The following is an 18014-nucleotide window of genomic DNA, read 5'->3' as shown; positions in this document are numbered from 1 at the left end:
CCGAATTCGGGTAATCCCCGGGCGCGATGGCGCTTCCGGACGCCCCCTTGACAGTGCTCCAGATCCCATCTGAGCACGTGTCGGCATAGGTCCCGGGTCGCCCGCGAGGCGTCTGGCACTATGGCAGGCATGGTGTCTCGGTCCACGCCGTGGCGACGCCTGATCGTCGCCGCAACGAGCGCCGCATTGCTCGCCGGTGCGGCGCTCGCAGCGCCCCCCGCCGCCGGCGCGCCCGATATCCCCGACCTGCCCGACACCGGTTCGTCCGAGGGGCCCGCGCCCGCCGAGCCGACCACCACGCCCGCGAGCACGGCCGCCATCGAACGCGTCGAGCCCATCAGCGACCGCAGGCTGCGTGTTTTCGTGCGCTCGCCGTCGATGCGCCGCACCGTGCAGGTGCAGGTGCTGCTGCCGCGCGACCGCGGCGCTCCGCGCCCGACGGTCTACATGCTGGACGGCCGCGCCGCCGAACCCGACACCAACAACTGGCTCGAGATGGGCCGCGCCGAGCAGTTCTACGAGGACAAGAACGTCAATGTCGTGCTCACCGTCGGCGGCCCGGCCAGTTTCTACACCGACTGGCAGCGTCCCGACCCGGTGCTCGGCACCAACATGTGGGAGACCTTTCTCACCCGGGAGCTGCCGCCCCTGCTCGACGCCCGCTTCGAGGGCAACGGCCGCAACGCCGTGATGGGCGTCTCGATGGGCGCCGAGGCCGCGATGATGCTCGCCTTCCGGCAGCCGGGCCGCTACCGCGCCGTCGCCGCGCACTCCGGCTGTTTCGCCATGGGCACCGACCTCGGCCAGACGCAGGCGCGCGCGGTGGTGGCCACCTACGGCGGCGAACCGGACAACATGTTCGGCCCCGAGAACCACAGCGACTGGCTGGCCCACGACGTGATGCTGCACGCGGAATCGTTGCGCGGCAAGGCGATCTACCTCTCCGTCGGCAGCGGACTGCCCGGCGAATACGATGTGCCCGGCAACCCGGAACTGGCCAACGCCGTCGGCTTCGGCGGCCCGCTCGAAGCCGCCACCGCCACCTGCACCCGCCGCCTGGTGGACCGCTTCACCTCCTTCGGCATCCCGGTCACCGTCAACTTCCGCGCCACCGGCACCCACTCCTGGCCCTATTGGGCCGACGAACTCGCCCGCTCCTGGCCCACCGTGGGCGGAGCGCTCGGCGTGAACTAGCCCGATCTCCCACCGCCGCACGGAGTCGAGCGGCGAAACCCGCCCGGTCCCGGGTGGTCTGGGGGATGATTGGTGGTTGAAACGCGCCTGCTCGGCCCGGTCGGGGACAGGTCGGAAGCTCGTCGCGATCGCGTATCGGAAGGCGAGAGGTACGGACATGATCGCTTCGCGGATGCTGGTCGTGATCGCGGCGGCGGTGGCGCTGACGGCGTGCGCCACGTCGATACCCGAACAGCGGTCGGGTGCCCGGGCGTCGGAGACCACCGAGTCGGGAGGTGGGCCGGGCGGCGGGGTGCCGGGGCGGCCGGAGAAGACCGATGCCGGGCGGACGGCGGGGGCGCCCTTCCGGATCCCGGCGCTGGTACAGAGCGAAGGCGGTGCGATCGTCCTCGTGCAGGCGAAGGCCGAAGCGGATATCGCCGCGGCGTGCGGTGGCTGCGTGACCGTACTCGTCGCCGAGGGCTCCGACACGCGCAACAGCGTCTGCCAGTACTCCGGCCAACTCCGAGGCGGGGAAAGCGATTCGACGTCGACGGCCGAGGCGCCTTACGGGTCACTGGTCCTGACGCCAGGCGTTCCGCTGACATTGTTCACCGGGACGCTGCCCGCGCAGACATTCCCCTGTGACGAAGAGGGTTACCTCCCGAAGGAGGCGCCGGACACGGAGACTCCCACCGAGACCGACACCCCCACCGAGACGGACTCACCCACCGAGACCGGCACGCCGACCGAGACCGACGCACCGCCCCCGACGGAATAGCCCATGACGCAACCGCCTGACGAGCAGGCGCCGCGCGCCGCGGCCGGGTCCCCGTTCGAGGGGTTCACCCACGTCGCGGGCGCGATCGGGCGGGTCGTGGCGCCGACGACGCTGCTCACCGCCGTGTTGTTCTACTTCGGCTGGGCCCACGTCTACTGGTTCTTCGACTACTTCGGCGTCGACTCGACCACCCTGAACCCGAGCATCCGCGAGTACCTGATGCGGACCGTCGACACGCTGTTCGTCCCGGCGATCTTCGTCGGGCTGCTCGGCATGATCCTGCTGTGGGGATACCTCGCGTTGCCGGATTCGGTTCGCGCGCACCGGCCTTCGCGGTGGGCGACGGTGATCACGGCCGTGGTCGCGATCGCCGTTCTCGCCAACGGCCTTTCCCGCATCTACGTGGTGACCCCGCTCAACAGCGGGCTGTGCGTGGCACCGATATCGGTGATCGCCGGTGTGCTTCTGCTCTGGTGGTTGGTGGTCTTGCGCCGCAAGAGGTTACGTGAGCGTCAGCCGGCATCGGAGGTGCCGTCCTCGCCGGCCGTCGCGGTGGTCGAATGGGCGATCCTGTTCACCATGGTGGGCATCAGCATGTTCTGGATCGCCACCGACTATTCCGTCGCGGTCGGGCAGACCCGCGCCCAGGAATGGGCCGACCAGCTCTCCACCAGCTCGGGAGTCATCCTCTACAGCGAACTGGACCTGCACCTCTCCCGCTCCGACGTGCGCACCACCCTGTGCACCACCCCGCCCGACGGCGCCTCCTCCGCCTACCGCTTCCGCTACGACGGCCTGGTCCCCCTCACCCGCATCGGCGACCACTACATCCTCGTCCCCCGCACCTGGACCCCCGGAAACGGCGCCGCCATCGTCCTGCCCGCGCAGATCCCCGGCGCCGTCCGCTACGAGTTCCGGAAAGCGGGAGACGAGGCGTCGGAGATCTGCTGAGGTGCCCTATCGCCCGAGGAACCGGCCGAGCACGTCGGCGTTCGTCGCGAACTCGAGGAACAGGTCGTTCTCGTGCGGGTCGCCCACCGTGACGCGCACGCCGTCGGCCCCGTACGGCCGCACCAGCACACCGGCCTCGGCGCTCGCCTCGCCATACTCGACGCTGCGGTCGTCCAGCGGCAGCCATAGGAAATTGGTTTCGCTGGGCGGCACGCGATAGCCGGCGGCGAGCAGGGCGGCGCGTACCCGTTCCCGCTCCGCGACCACCGCGTCGGTGCGCCCGAGCAGTTCGTGGCGCGCCTCGAGCGACGCGATCGCCGCCGCCTGCGCCACCCGGTTCACGCTGAACGGGATGTGCACCTTCTGCAGCGCCGTGATCACTTCCGGATCGCCCACGGCGTAGCCGACGCGCAGCCCGGCCAATCCGTAGGCCTTCGAGAAGGTGCGCAGCACAATCACATTCGGGCGATCGCGGGCGATCTCGACGCCGTCGGGGCGATCCTGCGGGGTGCGGCGCAGGTACTCGAAGTAGGCCTCGTCCAGGACGACGAGCACGTGCGCGGGCACCGCGTCCAGGAAACGGATGAGCGCGTCGCGGCCGTGGGCGGTGCCGGTGGGGTTGTTCGGATTGCACACGAAGATCAGCCGGGTGCGTTCGGTGACGGCCGCGGCCATCGCATCCAGATCGTGGGTCAGCTCGGGCGTGAGGGGCACCTGCACGGCCGTCGCGTTGCCGACCTGCGTCACGATCGGGTACGCCTCGAACGAGCGCCACGCGAACAACACCTCGTCGTCCGGTGCGCCGCAGGTGATCTGCACCAGCTCCTGGCACAGCGCGACGCTCCCGCAACCGACCGCCACGTTCGCCGGCGTGACGCCCAGGAACTCCGCCAACGCGGCGCGCAAGTCGGCCGCCTGGTTGTCGGGGTAGCGGTGCGCCAACTCGGCGGCCTCCGCGATCGCCTTCGCGGCGGCGGGCAGCGGCGGCAGGGTGGTCTCGTTGCTGGCCAGCTTGACCGCGCCGGGATGACTACGGCCGGGAGTGTAGGCCGGGATGGCGGAGAGGTCGGGCCGGATACGCGCTGTCACCCCTCCACAGTAGTGCGGCGGTCAGGGTGGGTTCGGTCGCGGGCGCCGGTCGGCTCCCACACCGGAAAAACCGGCGGGTAACGGCCCCTCACGTGCGAACTTCTCGCGAAGATCAGCGCCGGGTCCTACCCTGGTTTCATGTCGGGCATTTATCGCGACGTCGCCCTGTTGCGCGGTGACGAGGATCAGGATCAGAGTCCCGCCGACCTGGGCCGCGTGCCCATCACCGTGATAGAACCCGAGGTCCACGCGCGCGGCGGGATCGTCGTGCTGCACGAGTCCCGCGAGTTCACCGGATCGTTGCTGGAGTTCATGCGCGCGCTCGCGACGGAAGGCTGGATCGTGGTCGCGCCCGACCTGTTCCACCGCGGCGAGACCGAACCCGACCACGAGGTCTTCGGCGACGAGCTCTTCGCCGATTTCGACGCCTCGTTCGACTGGCTCACCCGCCGCGGCGTCTTCCCCGACTGCATCGGCGCGCTCGGCTTCGACCACGCCGGCACCGCCGCGTTCCTGGTGGCCACCAACCGGCCCATCGGCGCCGCCGTCAGTGTCGCCGCGCCCGGCATCGCCGAACCCCTCACCGACGACGCCGAAGCCCTCGTCCGCGCCGCCCCCAACCTCCAGGCCCCGTGGCTCGGCCTCTACGGCGCCGACGACCCGGACACCCCGCCCGACGACGTCGAGAAACTGCGCGACGCCACCGCCCGCGCGTCCGTCGCCAGCCTCCTGGTGAGCTACCCGCGCCTCGGGCACCGCGCCGACAATCCCGGCACCGAGGACGACGACAGCACCTACGACGCGCGCACCAGGATCTTCGACTGGTTCGACAGCAATTTACGCTGATAACCAGGCGTTTTGTGATCTGGACGCCAGGTACTGTAACCTTTCTGCTCGGCGGTTCGAAAGGACCGGTTGCCCTCGAAGAGAAGGCTCCAGGAGGCGTGCCAGAGCGGCCGAATGGGACTCACTGCTAATGAGTTGTCCCTTCACGGGGACCGGAGGTTCAAATCCTCTCGCCTCCGCCACACCCGGTTCGCCGGGTGACAACTGAAGAATGCTATGCGCCCGTAGCTCAACGGATAGAGCATCTGACTACGGATCAGAAGGTTAGGGGTTCGAATCCCTTCGGGCGCACAGAAAACAGCCCCCGACCTGCGAAAGCGGATCGGGGGCTGTTTCATGTTCTCGATGAAGAGACCGATCCCGTACTTTGCCCGTACAAACGAGCCCCTACTTTCCTCCGGCGTACCGGTCGAGAGCGCTCCGGACATCCGGGCCCTGTGTCTGGCGCTGGAAGTAGTGCTGCTCGGTGGTGGACAGCTTCGAGTGCGACAGCTGAGCCTGAGCCTCGGCCGGCCCGAGGTCATCACGAACCACCGTCGCCACAGTCCGGCGGAAGCTGTACGGCGTGACCCACCCCAACTCATCGGGAAGCGCTGCCCGCAGTGACCGCCGGAGATTTGCCAGGCTCATCCACCCGCCGTCACGGTTGGCGAATACCGGTCCTTCTGGGTCGGTGGCATCGCCGAACAAACCAGCCAGTGCTTCCACGGCCAGTTTCGGGAGGATGACGGTGTGATCAGGAGCGCCGCCCTTGCGCTCATCCTGCCGATGGACCGCCTTACCGACCACTCTCCCGTGATCCAGCGTCGTCCCTGTGAGCGTCATGGTCGGCGGGTCACCCAGCAGGTCCACGTCACACCACCGCAGCCCCAGCACCTCATTCGGGCGGCACCCGGTCGAGGCCATCACGTCGATGAACTCCAGCAGCAACCGCCCCGGACGAGGCCCGCTGACACCCGGCCGATCGCGATACGCCTGCACTGCCGAACGAACCACCGCAAACTCATCGGGTGTCAGCGCACGCGCCGGCGCCGCCTTGCTTCTCCTGCGGGTTACCTCCCGGATCGGATTCACCGTCAGGATGTCGTACCGGACCACCGTCGAGAACATGCCGGTCAGCACCACCCGAAGAATCTGCGCCCGCGAAACCGGAATCGTCGCCAGGTACCGCTCAGCACGACTCGTCGAAAGCTCACGCACCCGTAGCGCGCCAAGCTGAGACTCGCCGTACTTGTTCCACACCCGGCGGTAATCGTCGCGTGACTGCTGCTTCAGCCTGTCCTTCGACGCTATCAAGAGGCGCCGGCGCTGCGCGCCGCCGCCGCACTACGGCGCGCAGCGGCCTTGCTCGTACCTCACCGCCCGGCGCGCCGGTGCGTCGGCCGCACGCTACGCCGACACCCACCGATCCGAGATTGCTGAATTTTCGATAACCGAGAAGTGTGGGCACGACGAGTGCCGTACCCGACCTACCTCCCGCAGTGATCTGCGATCTTGCGACTGGTAGCCAGTCCACTGGCTGTGGTTGCGCAACATCCCTCGGATGCCCATGTCTCGCCTGTCACCTCCCGGCCGCAGCAGGCCCAGACCGATCGTTTCATCAAAAACGTTGCGACCGCGGGGAACAACCGGTACTAATGCAATCACATCGCCTGATCTGAGAACTCGGCATGTTGCGCAATGATCGGCCCAAGAGGTTTCGAGGAATAGGAAGTCGCCAGATGACGAGTTTTATCCCAACAGAGCCCAACTTGATTGTCGCTTCCGATGTTTTTGGGGATAGCTTTGGCTTAGAATTGCGGAAAGAAATTTGGGCAGCGTGCAATTTTCGCAACGCAATTGCAGGCGTATCCAACATGCTGGCCTTGCTCGATAGGTCGATGCTGACCAACGGATGGAACAATATCGAACGCGAGTGGGGGAAAAAGGTAGCCGGCGATGCGGGCAAAAAGCTCGGGGATAGACTTCGTAAGTCACATATGGCCTTGACCCCATTCGCGCTGGTGCAGTGCCTCAAGGAAATAGCAGTGTACGCCGACCATGAGGGTGGGTCATCCCTAAAAGCAGATGACTTCGCTAAATGTGTACTAGGGATAAATGAAGAGGTGGATGAAAATGCCTTTCATGAGGTGAAATCCTGGGAAGAACTCCATGACAGTTTCACCCTCTTCGCAATAGCCGAGACGTCCGCACTGCACTCCTCGACACTGGCCACGCTTTGCGCAGATGCCGAGGAAATCTGGTACCGAGATTGGCCGTCATCAACCGATCCGGGGATCCTGTCAGACATTGGCTCTGGACCAGCCGCCATGTTCGAAGAAGCTACCGGAATCAATATAAGCGACTTCTTTGCGCTCGGCTTCTTGATCTACAGGACTTGCGAAATGTCCGGCCAAGCGCGCTTATCTGCCACCTTCTTCCATGATCATAAAGTTCCCGCACCCGTCGAGCGGTTCTTTACTGATCACTGCACGCTGACGCCAGACGAACTCCGCCAAACTCTCGCGAAGGAGATGCGAGAGGGGACGCCGATCAACCCGTGGTCGCGCTACACCCTCCAGCAGCGTCCATTTGTCCGACTCGCTGACGGCTCGTTCATCATGATGCGACTCCAGTACGCATTGCAGCGGTTCTTCGGGGACCACCCCTACCTTGAGTCTCGATGGATCCTTAGTCAGACGCCCGACAAGAAGAGGCAATCAAAGCATTTCTCAAGTGCGATGCAGCATTTATTTGAGCAGCGAGTCGGTGAGGTCCTAGAAAGGATTTCTAATCTGCAATCACCACGCACCGGAGGCGTAATTCTATCGGATCCAGACTTCCGTGCCGCATGGGGCGGAAAGAACGAGGATGAAATCGGAGACTGGGGTTATGCTCACGGTAACGAAATTCTCATTATCGACGCCAACATGCGGAGCCTTCTTCAGGGACTCGCTGAAGGGACGGCAGAGATCAGCGTTTTGGATGAAGATCTCCAGAAGAAGTACAGGAAGAAATTCAGCCAATTGGTTTCTACGGTCAAGCAGTTTCGCAGTAAAGGGTGGCCAGACAGCCGGGTATCAGTCACCGACGATACGAAATACATTCCAATAGTGCTAGCGCCCGACGACGGTATGGCCATCAACTATATGACACAGATAAAGCTGCTTGAAATTGGAATGCCCATGGTGGCCGAGCTCGATGGCTCCTCACTACCCCCGGGAATAATTAGTTGGCGTGAGTTGCTCATACTCGAATCGGAGGTTGAGCGACGGGGTATTGATTTTATCAAGGTGCTCGCAGAATGGAGACTGGAAGGGTCGGATGGCACGAGGCTGGCGACTTCTCTTCAGCATTTTATGCAGATGCAGCCAGGGTTCCTCGGGTTATTCACTGCGAAATACCAAAAGAAAGCCGAAAGACTTTTCGATCGAGTCTCACAGCGCGGTTTCAGTTGGACATTGCAGGGTCTTTCCGACAAAGACAGAAGGCGGGAGATAAACAAGTACCAAGCCATTACGGGCAAGACTTGGAAAGAGTGACGAGGACCAATCCGGCGCGACCTCCGGCCGCGTGGCCCTGCTGGGTGGTGGCCTGCATTGTGTTCCCGCGCCCCTCCACGGTCAAGGGCGCCTACGGCGTCACTACGTGATGGCTATCGCCACCCTTGACCGCGGAGCCTCTGCGCGAGAAGGGCAGGCCCTATCGGGGCAGGCGGGTAGCCAGCCCCACCTATGTGCAGACCACCACCCAGCAGGGCCATGGTCGGGGCGCGACTCGATGATCCCCTACTTTTCCCGTACAAACGTCCGCGGACAAGCCCGGACGGAAGCGGACCCGAAACGGTGGCCGGTGCCCAAATCCGTTGCTGCACAAAACCAGCGATGGACGCGGGCGGACAGTCATGTACGCGCGAATGGATCAGAAGGTTGGGAGTTCGAGTCTCTCCGGGCGCACTTCACTCGATAGCCGGTCCATGCCCACCACGGGCGTGGGCCGGTTCTCGTTTCGTCGTGTTTTGCGGGGGCGCAGCCCCCGCGCCCCGCCCGGCGGGGCTTCGCCCCCCGGCCCCCCGATGTGGGGGGTGCGTTTGTGGGGACGTGCGGTTTGGTCGTGGGTCCGCCCCAGCCCGCCGTGCCGACATGCTGGAATTCCCACAGGCTCTTGCGGTGACTGTCCTGATTCTCGACCTCGTCCGCGATGACCAGCACCGGCTGCCCAGCCTGCGTGCGTGGGAATCGACCGCTTGGAGGACGTGTTCCAGTACGACGCGGTGCGGGTGGTACGGCTTGGCATATCGGCGGACCAGTGCCTCCCGGTCCACGCCACGCAGCACGAGGCGCAGTCCCGGAGTGGACGCGGTGGATCTCAGCGCGTTGTGGTAGACGCCGATACGTGCTCGGACCTGCTTCTTGACCGGCGCCCAGTCGTTCTTGCCCTGGACCAGATCGTTTCCGTGCAGTTCGGCACGCGGATCGGTCGACCACGTCGCCGCGGCCTTCTCCACGACCGCGTCCAACTCGGCACCGAGACTCAGCACCTCCGAGGAGGGGCAGATGACAGCGGCGATCCTGTACTCGCCCTTGTCGAAGGATTCGTCGAGGTATGCCAGCAGCACGTGCCGTGTATCCCATCGAACTATGTTGTGCCCCAACGGCGTAAACCCCGGTCGACAGACCGGTACCTCACTTACCGCCAGGCGGGGAGGTTCGGTAGGTCGCCGGTGAGGTCGGTGCCGGGGGAGCGGCCTATGAGCCAGGCGAGGAGGGCGGGGGTGGGGCCTTCGATGGTGTGGGTGGGGGTGCCGGGGCCGAGGGTGGTGGTGAAGTCGGTGTCGGTGGCGCGGATTGTGAAGGGGGACCGTATGGATCGGCCGAGGTCGGTGGTCGCTTGGGTGAGGGTGCGGTGGACGAAGGGGGTGGGCCAGCCGGCGGGGGTGTAGGTGGAATTCAGGTCCACGTGGTGGATTTCGACTTCCAGCAGGCGCATCCAGGGCACCTCGGCGGCGGGGATGGCGCGGCCCGCGCGGGTGCGCACGGTGGCGCGCCAGGATTGTGGCGGCGCGGTGGTGGCGAGGGCCGACCAGCGGGCCGCGGAGGCTTCCAGATCGATGACCTGTTCGGTGAGGGGGCGGGGCGCGCCGGCGTCGATGTCGAAATCGCGCAGGAACGGGCTCGCGTACTGCGGGGTCTCGATGCCGGTGCGCGCCCAGATGAGCAGGTTCACCAGGCTGTCGGCATTGCGCGAGAGGTGCGCCAGCACGTGGCCGCGCGTCCAGCCCGGCAGCAGGGACGGGGCGATCACGTCGGCGTCGGTGAGGGTCCGCGCGGTGTCGAGCAGGCGCGTCGTGGCGGTGGCGACCTGATCCAGCAGCGCGAGGGGGAGGACGTCTGGTGTATCGGTGGTCACAATTCGACCCTACCGGGAGGGCGCATACCGCTCGGACGTCGTTGTGCGGGCCTGGCTCGAGCACTGCCGGCGACGTCGGTGGCCACCCCCAGCCGCGCGGCCGTCCACGACCAGACCCGCGGCCCGGCCTCGGCCCGCAGGTCCCAGCACTCGGCGCTGGGCGGTCCGTTCACCGCAGCCAGGCCTCGGCATCCTGATAGTCGGGGCCTCGGGTGGCGTGGCGATGACTGCGGCCCTGCCTAGGTATCCCGGTGGCAGGGCCTCGGGTGGCGCGTCGGTGATCGCGGCTACGGGGCCGACCCGTTCACGATCGCGTCGGCTTCGATCTCGACCATCAGCTCGGGCGCGATGAGGGCGCGGACCTCGTACATCGACGCGGCGGGCCGGATCGTGCCGAACACTTCGGCGTGGGCGGCGGCCACCTCGGGCCAGCGCGCGATATCGGTGACGAAGATCCGGGTGCGCACCACGTCGGCGAGGTCCGCGCCCGCCTCCCGCAGTGCGGCCGCGATCCGCCGCAACGCTTCGCGCGCTTGCTCGCCGATGTCGTCGCCACCGACCGCACCACCGCCGGGCGCGGCCGCCGTGGTCCCGCTGACGGCCACGAAATCGCCCACCCGCACCGTCCGCGAATACCCCACGACATCCTCGAAATCCGAAGCGGACGAGATGTTCACACGGTCACCCATGCCGACAGCATTCATCATCCGCGACCGATCCGGCCACCGCATTCCGTCCGATTCCGCCGCGCCTCGCCGCGTCGGCAGTGCGACCGCGACCACCCGCGACGTACTGGCCGACATCTCCGCCTGGGACCGGCCACACCCGCTACTCGACTGGCGAGCGCTTCAGATCGCGCGCTGTCGGCGGTCGGTCCGATGACCTGCCGTGTGCCTCGGACCGGACCGCTGACCGCCGTGCCTGGTACCGGTACTCGTTGTTTGGCGCGACCGCCCAATGCTCGCCCCGCCGAACTCGCGGTTGGCCCGCGTCAATGCTCGCCACCGTCGAATGCGTGTCGCCCCCGCCGCGTCGAATGCGCGGTCGGCCCCATACCTGACGCGCGGTCGCCCCGTCCCCTGTACGACGGCGCCCGACGCGCACCCTCAACGCTTCCCCTCCAGCACCACCGCGACGGCCAGCGTCAATAACCACACCGACATCGACCCCACCTGGATTCGCTGCGCGATGCCGAGGGCGTAGTCGCCGGGCAGGTTGTCGGCCACGAGCATCCAGATGGTGGCGGCCGCGCCGAGAACCAGTGCCACCAGGCCGAATTCGCGCAGGATGCGCCAGCGGTGGTAGCGGAAGGCGGCGAGGCTGAACGCGAAGACCGCGATCGCGAGGGAGGTGACGGCGAGGGTGGAGGTGAGGGCGTGGGGTTGGTGCAGTTGGGGGAACAGGTCACTCGGGTCGCCGCATCCGCTCTCGCCGGGGGTGCAGTCGCGCAGGGGGAGCAGCGCGTCGGCGATGGTCGCCGCGCCGAAGCAGCCGAGCGCCACCCAGCCGACGGTGCTGAGCCTGCGGCGCGGGAACAGCAACAGTCCGCTGACGGCCGCCGGGATCAGCAGGAACCCGGCGATCTTGTCGCCGGTGGCGAAGACCTCCCGGTACGGCTTGCCCTCGGCGTCGAGTTCGCTGAGGAAGGAGTTCACCGGGTCGGCATCGATCGGCAGCACGAACTCCAGCACCCACGACGAGTAGCAGAGCCCGGCGAGCGCGATCGCCGCCGCGATCAGCCACGACCCCACGCGCACCCGATCGGCACCTCGGCTCTCGGTCACCTCCGCCATTGTTCCCGGCCGAACCGCGGGCGCCGTCCGATCACGCACGCGTGTTGCCGGAGAGCCGCCGGGCGCACCAGCTCCCGCCGAGGCGCTTACCAGCCGCGACACCTGCTCGCTGAATTCGCGTAGGTCCGCGCCCGTGCGCCGGCGGTTCGCACAGGTTTGACACCGGACGCACAGCTTGTTGTCAGGTCCGGCGGGCAGCCTGGTCGGAAAGCTCACGAAGGAGGTCCACCCATGATCGGATACGCGACAGCGATCGCCGGGTTCGCGATATTCGCCGCCATGGCGCTGTCCAGTTACGTGGCTGCCAACGCGCCCCGCAGTCTGGTACGCGTCCGCAACCGGTAGGTCGACGGCGCTCGACCATGTGGGTCCGTGAGGTCGGTCTCAGTCCTTTGCGAATGTGCCCGGCCGGAGAGTGGCACCCGCACAGAAGGTGATCACGGTCGAGTCGGCGGGGGCGCCACGGTGGCCGTGCCCACGGGGTCGCAGCCCGCCGAGCCGGTACGGGCGATCGTCGCGACGGTAGAGGAGGCGGGCACATTCGCGTGCGTGCTCCCGGTGCGCGGCGCAGGCCATGCCTCGCAGATGGATCCGCTGCTCGGCGACGGTCAGGGCCCGGCTCGCGTCCCTACTTCCCCAACGCGTCCTGCACACGATCGGCGGCGACCGCCGGGTCCTCGTGCTCCCAGACGCGCACCACCGTCCACCCCGCCTCCCGCAGCGCGGCGTCGGTCGCCCGGTCCCGCGCGACGTTGCCCGCCAGCTTCTCCGCCCACCATGCGGCGTTGTTCTTCGGGTGGGTGGCGTGGTCGGGGCAGCTGTGCCAGAAGCAGCCGTCCACGTAGACCGCGACCCGCAGGCGCGGGAAGACGACGTCGGCCCGGCGGCGCTGTCCGCGTAATGGCGCGCGGTCCACGAAGTACCGCAACCCGCGGCGATGCAGTTCGCGGCGCAGCGCGAGTTCGGGATCGGTGCCCGTGCGCCGCTGCCGCGCCATGCGCGCGCTGGTCGCGGCGTCGGTGCGGGGCCGTTCGCTCATGCCGGAGTCTTTCCGGCCCTAGCGTGCCCGGCGCGGACCCGCGCACTCATGCCGCCCAGCCGCCCATGCGATCCAGGTGCTGCTCCACATCCAGCAAAAACCCTTCGGGGAAGCGGAGGTTGCCTCTCCCCGCGCGGCGCAGGAAGCCGGCGGTGGCGCGGGCGGAGAGCAGGCGCGAGTCGGTGAGGAAGTTCTTCAGGTCCTCGTAGGGCTGGTGCACGGGCCAGGTCGAGACAGGCACCCGGTAGGCGGTGCCGCCGCGCCCCCAGGCGGCCGTGGGCCAGGGCTGGCCGGGGCGCAGTTCTTCGGAGTGCGGGATCGGGTCGCGCGGATCGGTGAGGCGATCGCCCACCCAGTCCGCCATCCGCACGCTCACCGCGTTGCCGATGAGCTTCCAGCGGTGGCCCTGCTTGATGCTGGGGACGGTGGTGGCGGGCGCGGTCCAATCGGTAGAAAACCCTTGCAGCCGTTCGCCATCCGTGATTCCTGGCGTCACGATCTCACCCGAGGGCAGGCGCACCGCTGGTGGGCTGGCGATACCGAGCGCCGACCCGCCCTTGAGTGTTGGCACCGCGTTCACCGCCCACCCGAGCCCGCGCACGCCTTCGGTCCAATAGAACCCGCACGGATCGCTGCCCGCGTCGCCGACTTCGCGCGGGCCCGCGTCGTCGGCGAACAACACGCGGCGCGGGTCCTCGGTGCGCGAGGCCAGCATCAGCACCCGCTGGCGACGTTGTGGCAAACCGAACGAGCGCGCGTCGACCACCCGGTACGCCCAGGTGTAGCCGAGTTCGTCCAGCGCGGCGGTGATGTGGCGCATGGCGGCACCGCGCCCCAATTGCAGCATGAACGGCACGTTTTCGATGAGCAGCCAGCGCGGGCCGCGCTGGCGGCGCACCAGCCGGAACACCTCGTCCACCAGACCCGACCGCTGCCCGGTGATCCCCGCGGTGCGCCCCGCCTGCGACAGGTCCTGGCAGGGAAAACCGGCCGCTACCAGTTCGGTTCCGGCGGGCAGGGCGCGCAACTTGGTGATGTCACCGTGCAGTGGCACGTCGGTGAAATGCGCGGCCAGCACGGCCCGAGCCCCCGGCTCGATTTCGCAGAGCAGATCGGTGTGCCAGCCGTGCGCGCCGAGCCCGAGTTCGAGCCCGCCGATCCCGGCGAACAGCCCGACCATTCGCCCGCCCGTCACAGTCGTCCCTTCTCGCGATCCCACGACGGGCGCCGAGTCCGCGCACCGCGCCCGTCCAGCACGTTACTCGAGGGTTGCCGCGGCGACCAGCCGAGCCCGCCGAGCCCACCCACTTGACCTGCGCGAGCGGTCGGCCGGGCCCGACATGTCCGGGGCCGACGGCGACACCCCCAGGTCAGACCGCGGATTCGCGTGTCTTGCTGCGCGCGGGCCCGGTCTCCCACATAATGCCTATCGGCCGGTTCACGACCACGGCTTCTCTTCCTGCTCGGCCCTGCGACGCCGATGCGTCGTATGCGCAGTCCCGCCCCTCGTGTGACGTCAGGAAAGTGAGTCTTGATGCAGCTTCCGTCCGGTAAACGTGGCTTCCCGGATGTCGTGGTGACCAGCGTCGCGGCCACCACCTCGATCGCCGGCGATGTCGACTCGACCTGGAAGGGCCTGCTCAACGGCGAGAGCGGCATCGACGTGCTCGACGATTCGTTCATCGACCAGTTCGAGCTGCCGGTGCGCATCGGCGGCCACCTCGCGGTCACCCCCGCCTCCTGCCTGGAGCCCGGCGAGGTGCGCAGGCTGGCCTACGTGGAGCAGATGGCGACGGTGCTGGGTCGCGAAGTATGGCGCAACGCGGGCAGTCCCGAGGTGGACAAGGACCGCCTCGGCGTCTCCATCGGCACCGGGCTGGGTGGTGCGGAAGCGCTCATCGACGCCCGCGACAAGTTCCACAACGGCGGCTACCGCAAGGTGTCGCCGCTGTCGGTGCAGTGGATCATGCCGAACGGCCCCGCCGCCTGCGTGGGGCTGGAAGTCGGTGCGCGGGCGGGCGTTTCGACGCCGGTGTCGGCGTGCTCGTCGGGTTCGGAAGCGATCGCGAACGCGTGGCGGATGATCGTGATGGGCGATGCCGACATGGTCGTCACCGGCGGCGTGGAGGGGTCCATCCAGGCGGTGCCGATCGCCGCGTTCACCATGATGCGCGCCATGAGCACCCGCAACGCCGAGCCGAAGGCCGCCTCCCGCCCGTTCGACGTGGACCGCGACGGCTTCGTCTTCGGTGAGGCCGGCGCCATGATGGTGCTCGAGACGGAGGAGCACGCGAAGGCGCGCGGCGCCACCATCCACGCCAGGCTGCTCGGCGCGGGCGTCACCTCCGACGGCTTCCACCTCGTCGCGCCCGACCCGGAAGGCACCGGCGCGGCCCGCGCGATGACGCGCGCGCTCGAAACCGCGGGTCTGTCGAAAACCGATGTCTCCCATATCAACGCGCACGCCACCGCCACCCCGATCGGCGACACCGCCGAGGCGCGCGCGATCGGCAAGGCCGTCGGTTCGCACGCCTCGGTGTACGCGCCGAAGTCGGCGCTCGGGCATTCGATCGGCGCGGTGGGCGCGCTGGAATCGGTGCTCACGGTGCTGAGCGTGCGCGACGGGATCGTGCCGCCCACCTTGAATCTGGAGAACCAGGACCCCGAGGTGGACCTGGACATCGTCAAGGGCGGCTGCCGGCAGGGGCGCATCGACTACGCGGTCAACAATTCGTTCGGCTTCGGCGGTCACAACGTCGCGATCGCCTTCGGGAGGTACTGAGTCATGCGTCCACGGCATGACTCCGACCGGGGGACCTGCTAGCCTACCCGTCGCTCCGGTGTCGATCTGTGTTCGGTGTCACCGCACGGGTACGTGCGTGCATGGGAAAAGGATAGGGCGATGATCCGCGAGACCTTCGACGAATATCTCGACGAGCACGGCAATATCAGGATCCGGGGCGAGCGGACCCTGATCGACTTCGTCGACCAGCACACCGCCGCCAACCCGGACGGTCTCGCCTACCGATTCATCGACTACTCGCGCGAGCGCGACGGCGAGTACATCGAACTGACCTGGAGCCAGTTCAGCGTGCGGCTGCGCGCCGTCGCGGCCCGGTTGCAGCAGGTCACCGAGCCGGGGCGGCGGGTGGCGATTCTCGCCCCGCAGAGCCTGGACTACGTGGTGGCGCTGTTCGCGGCGGTCTACGCGGGCACCATCGCGGTGCCGCTGTTCGATCCCGAGGAGCAGGGCCACACCGACCGCCTGCGCGCCGTGCTCACCGACTGCACCCCGTCGGCGATCCTCACCGTGTCGTCGGCGGCGGCCGGGGTGCGGGCGTTCTTCCGGCACCTGCCCGCCCTCGAGCGCCCGCGCATCATCGCGGTCGACGCGATCCCCGACGAGGTGGGCCGCACCTGGGTGCGTCCCGACATCGATCTCGACAGCATCGCCTACCTCCAATACACCTCCGGCTCCACGAGAACCCCTGCGGGCGTGGAGATCACACACCGCGCCGTGGGCACCAACCTGATGCAGATGATCGACGCGATCGGCGTCACCGAGAACTCGCGCGGTGTGACCTGGCTGCCGCTGTTCCACGATATGGGCCTGTTGTGCGTGATCCTGCCGACGATCGGCGGCGGGTTCATCACGATCATGTCGCCGAGCGCGTTCGTGCGCAGGCCCTACCGCTGGATCAAGGAGCTGGCCGCCGTGTCCGACGGCGCCGGAACCTTCGCCGCCGCACCGAATTTCGCGTTCGAGCACGCGGCGGCGCGCGGATTGCCCAAGGCCGGCGAGGAATTGGACCTGTCGAATGTGATCGGACTGATCAACGGCAGTGAGCCGGTGTCGGTTTCGTCGATGCGGAAGTTCAACGAGGCCTTCGCGCCGTACGGGTTGCCCGAGACCGCGATCAAGCCCTGCTACGGCATGGCGGAGGCCACGCTGTTCGTCTCGGCGACCAAGGCGCAGGACCGGGCCAAGGTGGTCTACGTGGATCGCGGTGAGCTGAACGCCGGGCGCATGGTCGAGGTGGAACCGGGCACGGACAACGCGATCGCGCAGGTCTCGTGCGGGTACGTGGCGCTGTCGCAGTGGGCCGTGATCGTGGATCCGGAGACGGGCGAGGAGCGCGCCGACGGCGAGGTCGGCGAGATCTGGTTGCACGGCGAGAACATGGGCATCGGGTACTGGGGGCGGCCCGAGGAGTCGGTGGCGACGTTCCACAACCGGCTGGCCCGCCGTCAGCCGGGACGCAGCCACGCCGAGGGCACGCCGGCCGACGCGAAGTGGATGCGTACCGGCGATTTCGGCGTCTACCACCACGGTGAGCTGTACATCACGGGCCGGGTGAAGGACCTGGTGATCGTCGACGGCCGCAACCACTACCCGCAGGACCTCGAGTACTCCGCGCAGGAGGCGCACACCGGGTTGCGCCCCGGCTTCGTGGCGGCGTTCTCGGTGCCCGCGAACCAGCTGCCGGTGGAGGTGTTCGAACAGCCCGGTGACAGTGGGCCGCGCTGCGACGCGGACGACACCGCCGAACAACTCGTCATCGTCGCCGAACGGGCCACGGGCGCGGCCAAACTCGACGCCGAGCCCATCGCCGACGCCGTGCGCGCGGCCATCGCCCAGCGGCACGGCGTCGCGGTGCGCGACCTGCTGCTGGTGCCCGCCGGGTCGATCCCGCGCACGTCGAGCGGCAAGATCGCGCGGCGCGCGTGCCGCACCGCGTATATCGAGGGCACGCTGCGCGGCGGGTACCGGCAGCAGGCGTTCCCGGACGCGTTGGACCGTGAGCCCGAAGGGGCGGGGGTGTAACCCAACGCCTTCGGCGGGGGCGAAAAATCGGTTGGCTGGAGCTGGGTGCGGTGCCACCCTGGATTGTCGGACCCCGGTGGGAACATCACCGGGCGCCGCTTTCCACGACACCGCCATCCATCGCAACCG

General features: G+C 67.8%; 14 protein-coding genes and 2 tRNA genes. 9 read left to right on the top strand and 7 right to left on the bottom strand.

The annotated features are described in order from the left end of the window. The first annotated feature begins 129 nt into the window (after nucleotides 1-129). The 3 genes from OHB21_RS06720 to OHB21_RS06710 all read left to right on the top strand — a co-directional run bounded on the left by OHB21_RS06720 (nucleotide 130) and on the right by OHB21_RS06710 (nucleotide 2905). Nucleotides 130-1194, top strand: a complete 1065-nt coding sequence (locus OHB21_RS06720) for an alpha/beta hydrolase (RefSeq protein ID WP_067508060.1) — start codon at nucleotides 130-132, stop codon at nucleotides 1192-1194. Between the two features lie 157 nt (nucleotides 1195-1351). Next, nucleotides 1352-1954, top strand: coding sequence for a hypothetical protein (locus OHB21_RS06715; protein ID WP_067508058.1), 603 nt, complete (start codon nucleotides 1352-1354; stop codon nucleotides 1952-1954). Between the two features lie 3 nt (nucleotides 1955-1957). Next, nucleotides 1958-2905, top strand: coding sequence for a hypothetical protein (locus OHB21_RS06710; RefSeq protein WP_067508056.1), 948 nt, complete (start codon nucleotides 1958-1960; stop codon nucleotides 2903-2905). Nucleotides 2906-2911: 6 nt separating this feature from the next. On the opposite strand, the gene hisC is transcribed toward OHB21_RS06710, so the two are convergent. After that, entirely contained in the window at nucleotides 2912-3994 is a 1083-nt protein-coding gene (gene hisC / locus OHB21_RS06705; protein WP_067508054.1) for a histidinol-phosphate transaminase, read from the bottom strand. A gap of 138 nt (nucleotides 3995-4132) precedes the next feature. On the opposite strand from hisC, the gene OHB21_RS06700 reads away from it, so the two are divergent. The 3 genes from OHB21_RS06700 (at nucleotide 4133) to OHB21_RS06690 (ending at nucleotide 5131) form a co-directional block, all read left to right on the top strand. After that, complete coding sequence (locus OHB21_RS06700) at nucleotides 4133-4840, top strand: dienelactone hydrolase family protein (protein WP_067508052.1); 708 nt, start codon at nucleotides 4133-4135, stop codon at nucleotides 4838-4840. A gap of 92 nt (nucleotides 4841-4932) precedes the next feature. Beyond that, nucleotides 4933-5022, top strand: a tRNA-Ser gene (locus OHB21_RS06695). Between the two features lie 36 nt (nucleotides 5023-5058). After that, a tRNA-Arg gene (locus OHB21_RS06690) sits at nucleotides 5059-5131 on the top strand. Nucleotides 5132-5227: 96 nt separating this feature from the next. On the opposite strand, the gene OHB21_RS06685 is transcribed toward OHB21_RS06690, so the two are convergent. After that, nucleotides 5228-6136 carry a tyrosine-type recombinase/integrase gene (locus OHB21_RS06685; protein WP_195126132.1) on the bottom strand — a complete coding sequence of 303 codons (909 nt, stop codon included), beginning with the start codon at nucleotides 6134-6136 and terminating at the stop codon, nucleotides 5228-5230. A gap of 425 nt (nucleotides 6137-6561) precedes the next feature. Between OHB21_RS06685 and OHB21_RS06680 the strand changes: the two genes are divergently transcribed. Continuing rightward, entirely contained in the window at nucleotides 6562-8361 is a 1800-nt protein-coding gene (locus OHB21_RS06680) for a hypothetical protein (RefSeq protein WP_195126133.1), read from the top strand. A gap of 1147 nt (nucleotides 8362-9508) precedes the next feature. Here OHB21_RS06680 and OHB21_RS06675 read toward each other — a convergent pair. The 5 genes from OHB21_RS06675 to OHB21_RS06655 all read right to left on the bottom strand — a co-directional run bounded on the left by OHB21_RS06675 (nucleotide 9509) and on the right by OHB21_RS06655 (nucleotide 14240). Continuing rightward, nucleotides 9509-10228 carry a maleylpyruvate isomerase family mycothiol-dependent enzyme gene (locus OHB21_RS06675; protein WP_067507926.1) on the bottom strand — a complete coding sequence of 240 codons (720 nt, stop codon included), beginning with the start codon at nucleotides 10226-10228 and terminating at the stop codon, nucleotides 9509-9511. 287 nt (nucleotides 10229-10515) lie between these two features. Further along, a complete protein-coding gene (locus tag OHB21_RS06670; protein ID WP_195126134.1) occupies nucleotides 10516-10917 on the bottom strand; it encodes a Rid family hydrolase in 402 nt (133 codons plus the stop codon). Between the two features lie 417 nt (nucleotides 10918-11334). Then, entirely contained in the window at nucleotides 11335-12012 is a 678-nt protein-coding gene (locus OHB21_RS06665; RefSeq protein WP_324192175.1) for a DUF998 domain-containing protein, read from the bottom strand. A gap of 637 nt (nucleotides 12013-12649) precedes the next feature. Further along, the gene (locus OHB21_RS06660) at nucleotides 12650-13060 is read right to left on the bottom strand and encodes a very short patch repair endonuclease (RefSeq protein ID WP_067507922.1); all 411 of its coding nucleotides are present in this window, start codon (nucleotides 13058-13060) and stop codon (nucleotides 12650-12652) included. Nucleotides 13061-13106: 46 nt separating this feature from the next. Next, nucleotides 13107-14240 (bottom strand): DNA cytosine methyltransferase, encoded by a 1134-nt coding sequence (locus OHB21_RS06655; RefSeq protein ID WP_195126181.1) that lies wholly within the window; start codon nucleotides 14238-14240, stop codon nucleotides 13107-13109. 354 nt (nucleotides 14241-14594) lie between these two features. On the opposite strand from OHB21_RS06655, the gene OHB21_RS06650 reads away from it, so the two are divergent. Together OHB21_RS06650 and fadD32 are read left to right on the top strand one after the other, a co-directional pair. Further along, a complete protein-coding gene (locus OHB21_RS06650) occupies nucleotides 14595-15842 on the top strand; it encodes a KasA/KasB family beta-ketoacyl-ACP synthase (protein ID WP_067507918.1) in 1248 nt (415 codons plus the stop codon). A 120-nt stretch (nucleotides 15843-15962) separates the two neighbouring features. Further along, complete coding sequence (gene fadD32, locus OHB21_RS06645) at nucleotides 15963-17885, top strand: long-chain-fatty-acid--AMP ligase FadD32 (RefSeq protein WP_195126136.1); 1923 nt, start codon at nucleotides 15963-15965, stop codon at nucleotides 17883-17885. The last annotated feature ends 129 nt before the right edge of the window (nucleotides 17886-18014 follow it).

Origin of the sequence: Nocardia puris (genome assembly GCF_036051655.1) — a bacterium.
GTDB lineage: Bacteria > Actinomycetota > Actinomycetes > Mycobacteriales > Mycobacteriaceae > Nocardia > Nocardia puris.
This window is presented reverse-complemented; position numbering and strand designations above follow the sequence as displayed.

What these genes read in the sequence shown, in the direction of transcription:
- OHB21_RS06655 (WP_195126181.1), bottom strand. Translation starts at nt 14,240, where the DNA reads ATGGTCGGGCTGTTCGCCGGGATCGGCGGGCTCGAACTCGGGCTCGGC.
- fadD32 (WP_195126136.1), top strand. Translation starts at nt 15,963, where the DNA reads ATGATCCGCGAGACCTTCGACGAATATCTCGACGAGCACGGCAATATC.
- OHB21_RS06650 (WP_067507918.1), top strand. Translation starts at nt 14,595, where the DNA reads ATGCAGCTTCCGTCCGGTAAACGTGGCTTCCCGGATGTCGTGGTGACC.
- OHB21_RS06720 (WP_067508060.1), top strand. Translation starts at nt 130, where the DNA reads ATGGTGTCTCGGTCCACGCCGTGGCGACGCCTGATCGTCGCCGCAACG.
- OHB21_RS06660 (WP_067507922.1), bottom strand. Translation starts at nt 13,060, where the DNA reads ATGAGCGAACGGCCCCGCACCGACGCCGCGACCAGCGCGCGCATGGCG.
- OHB21_RS06715 (WP_067508058.1), top strand. Translation starts at nt 1,352, where the DNA reads ATGATCGCTTCGCGGATGCTGGTCGTGATCGCGGCGGCGGTGGCGCTG.
- OHB21_RS06710 (WP_067508056.1), top strand. Translation starts at nt 1,958, where the DNA reads ATGACGCAACCGCCTGACGAGCAGGCGCCGCGCGCCGCGGCCGGGTCC.
- OHB21_RS06700 (WP_067508052.1), top strand. Translation starts at nt 4,133, where the DNA reads ATGTCGGGCATTTATCGCGACGTCGCCCTGTTGCGCGGTGACGAGGAT.
- OHB21_RS06670 (WP_195126134.1), bottom strand. Translation starts at nt 10,917, where the DNA reads ATGGGTGACCGTGTGAACATCTCGTCCGCTTCGGATTTCGAGGATGTC.
- OHB21_RS06680 (WP_195126133.1), top strand. Translation starts at nt 6,562, where the DNA reads ATGACGAGTTTTATCCCAACAGAGCCCAACTTGATTGTCGCTTCCGAT.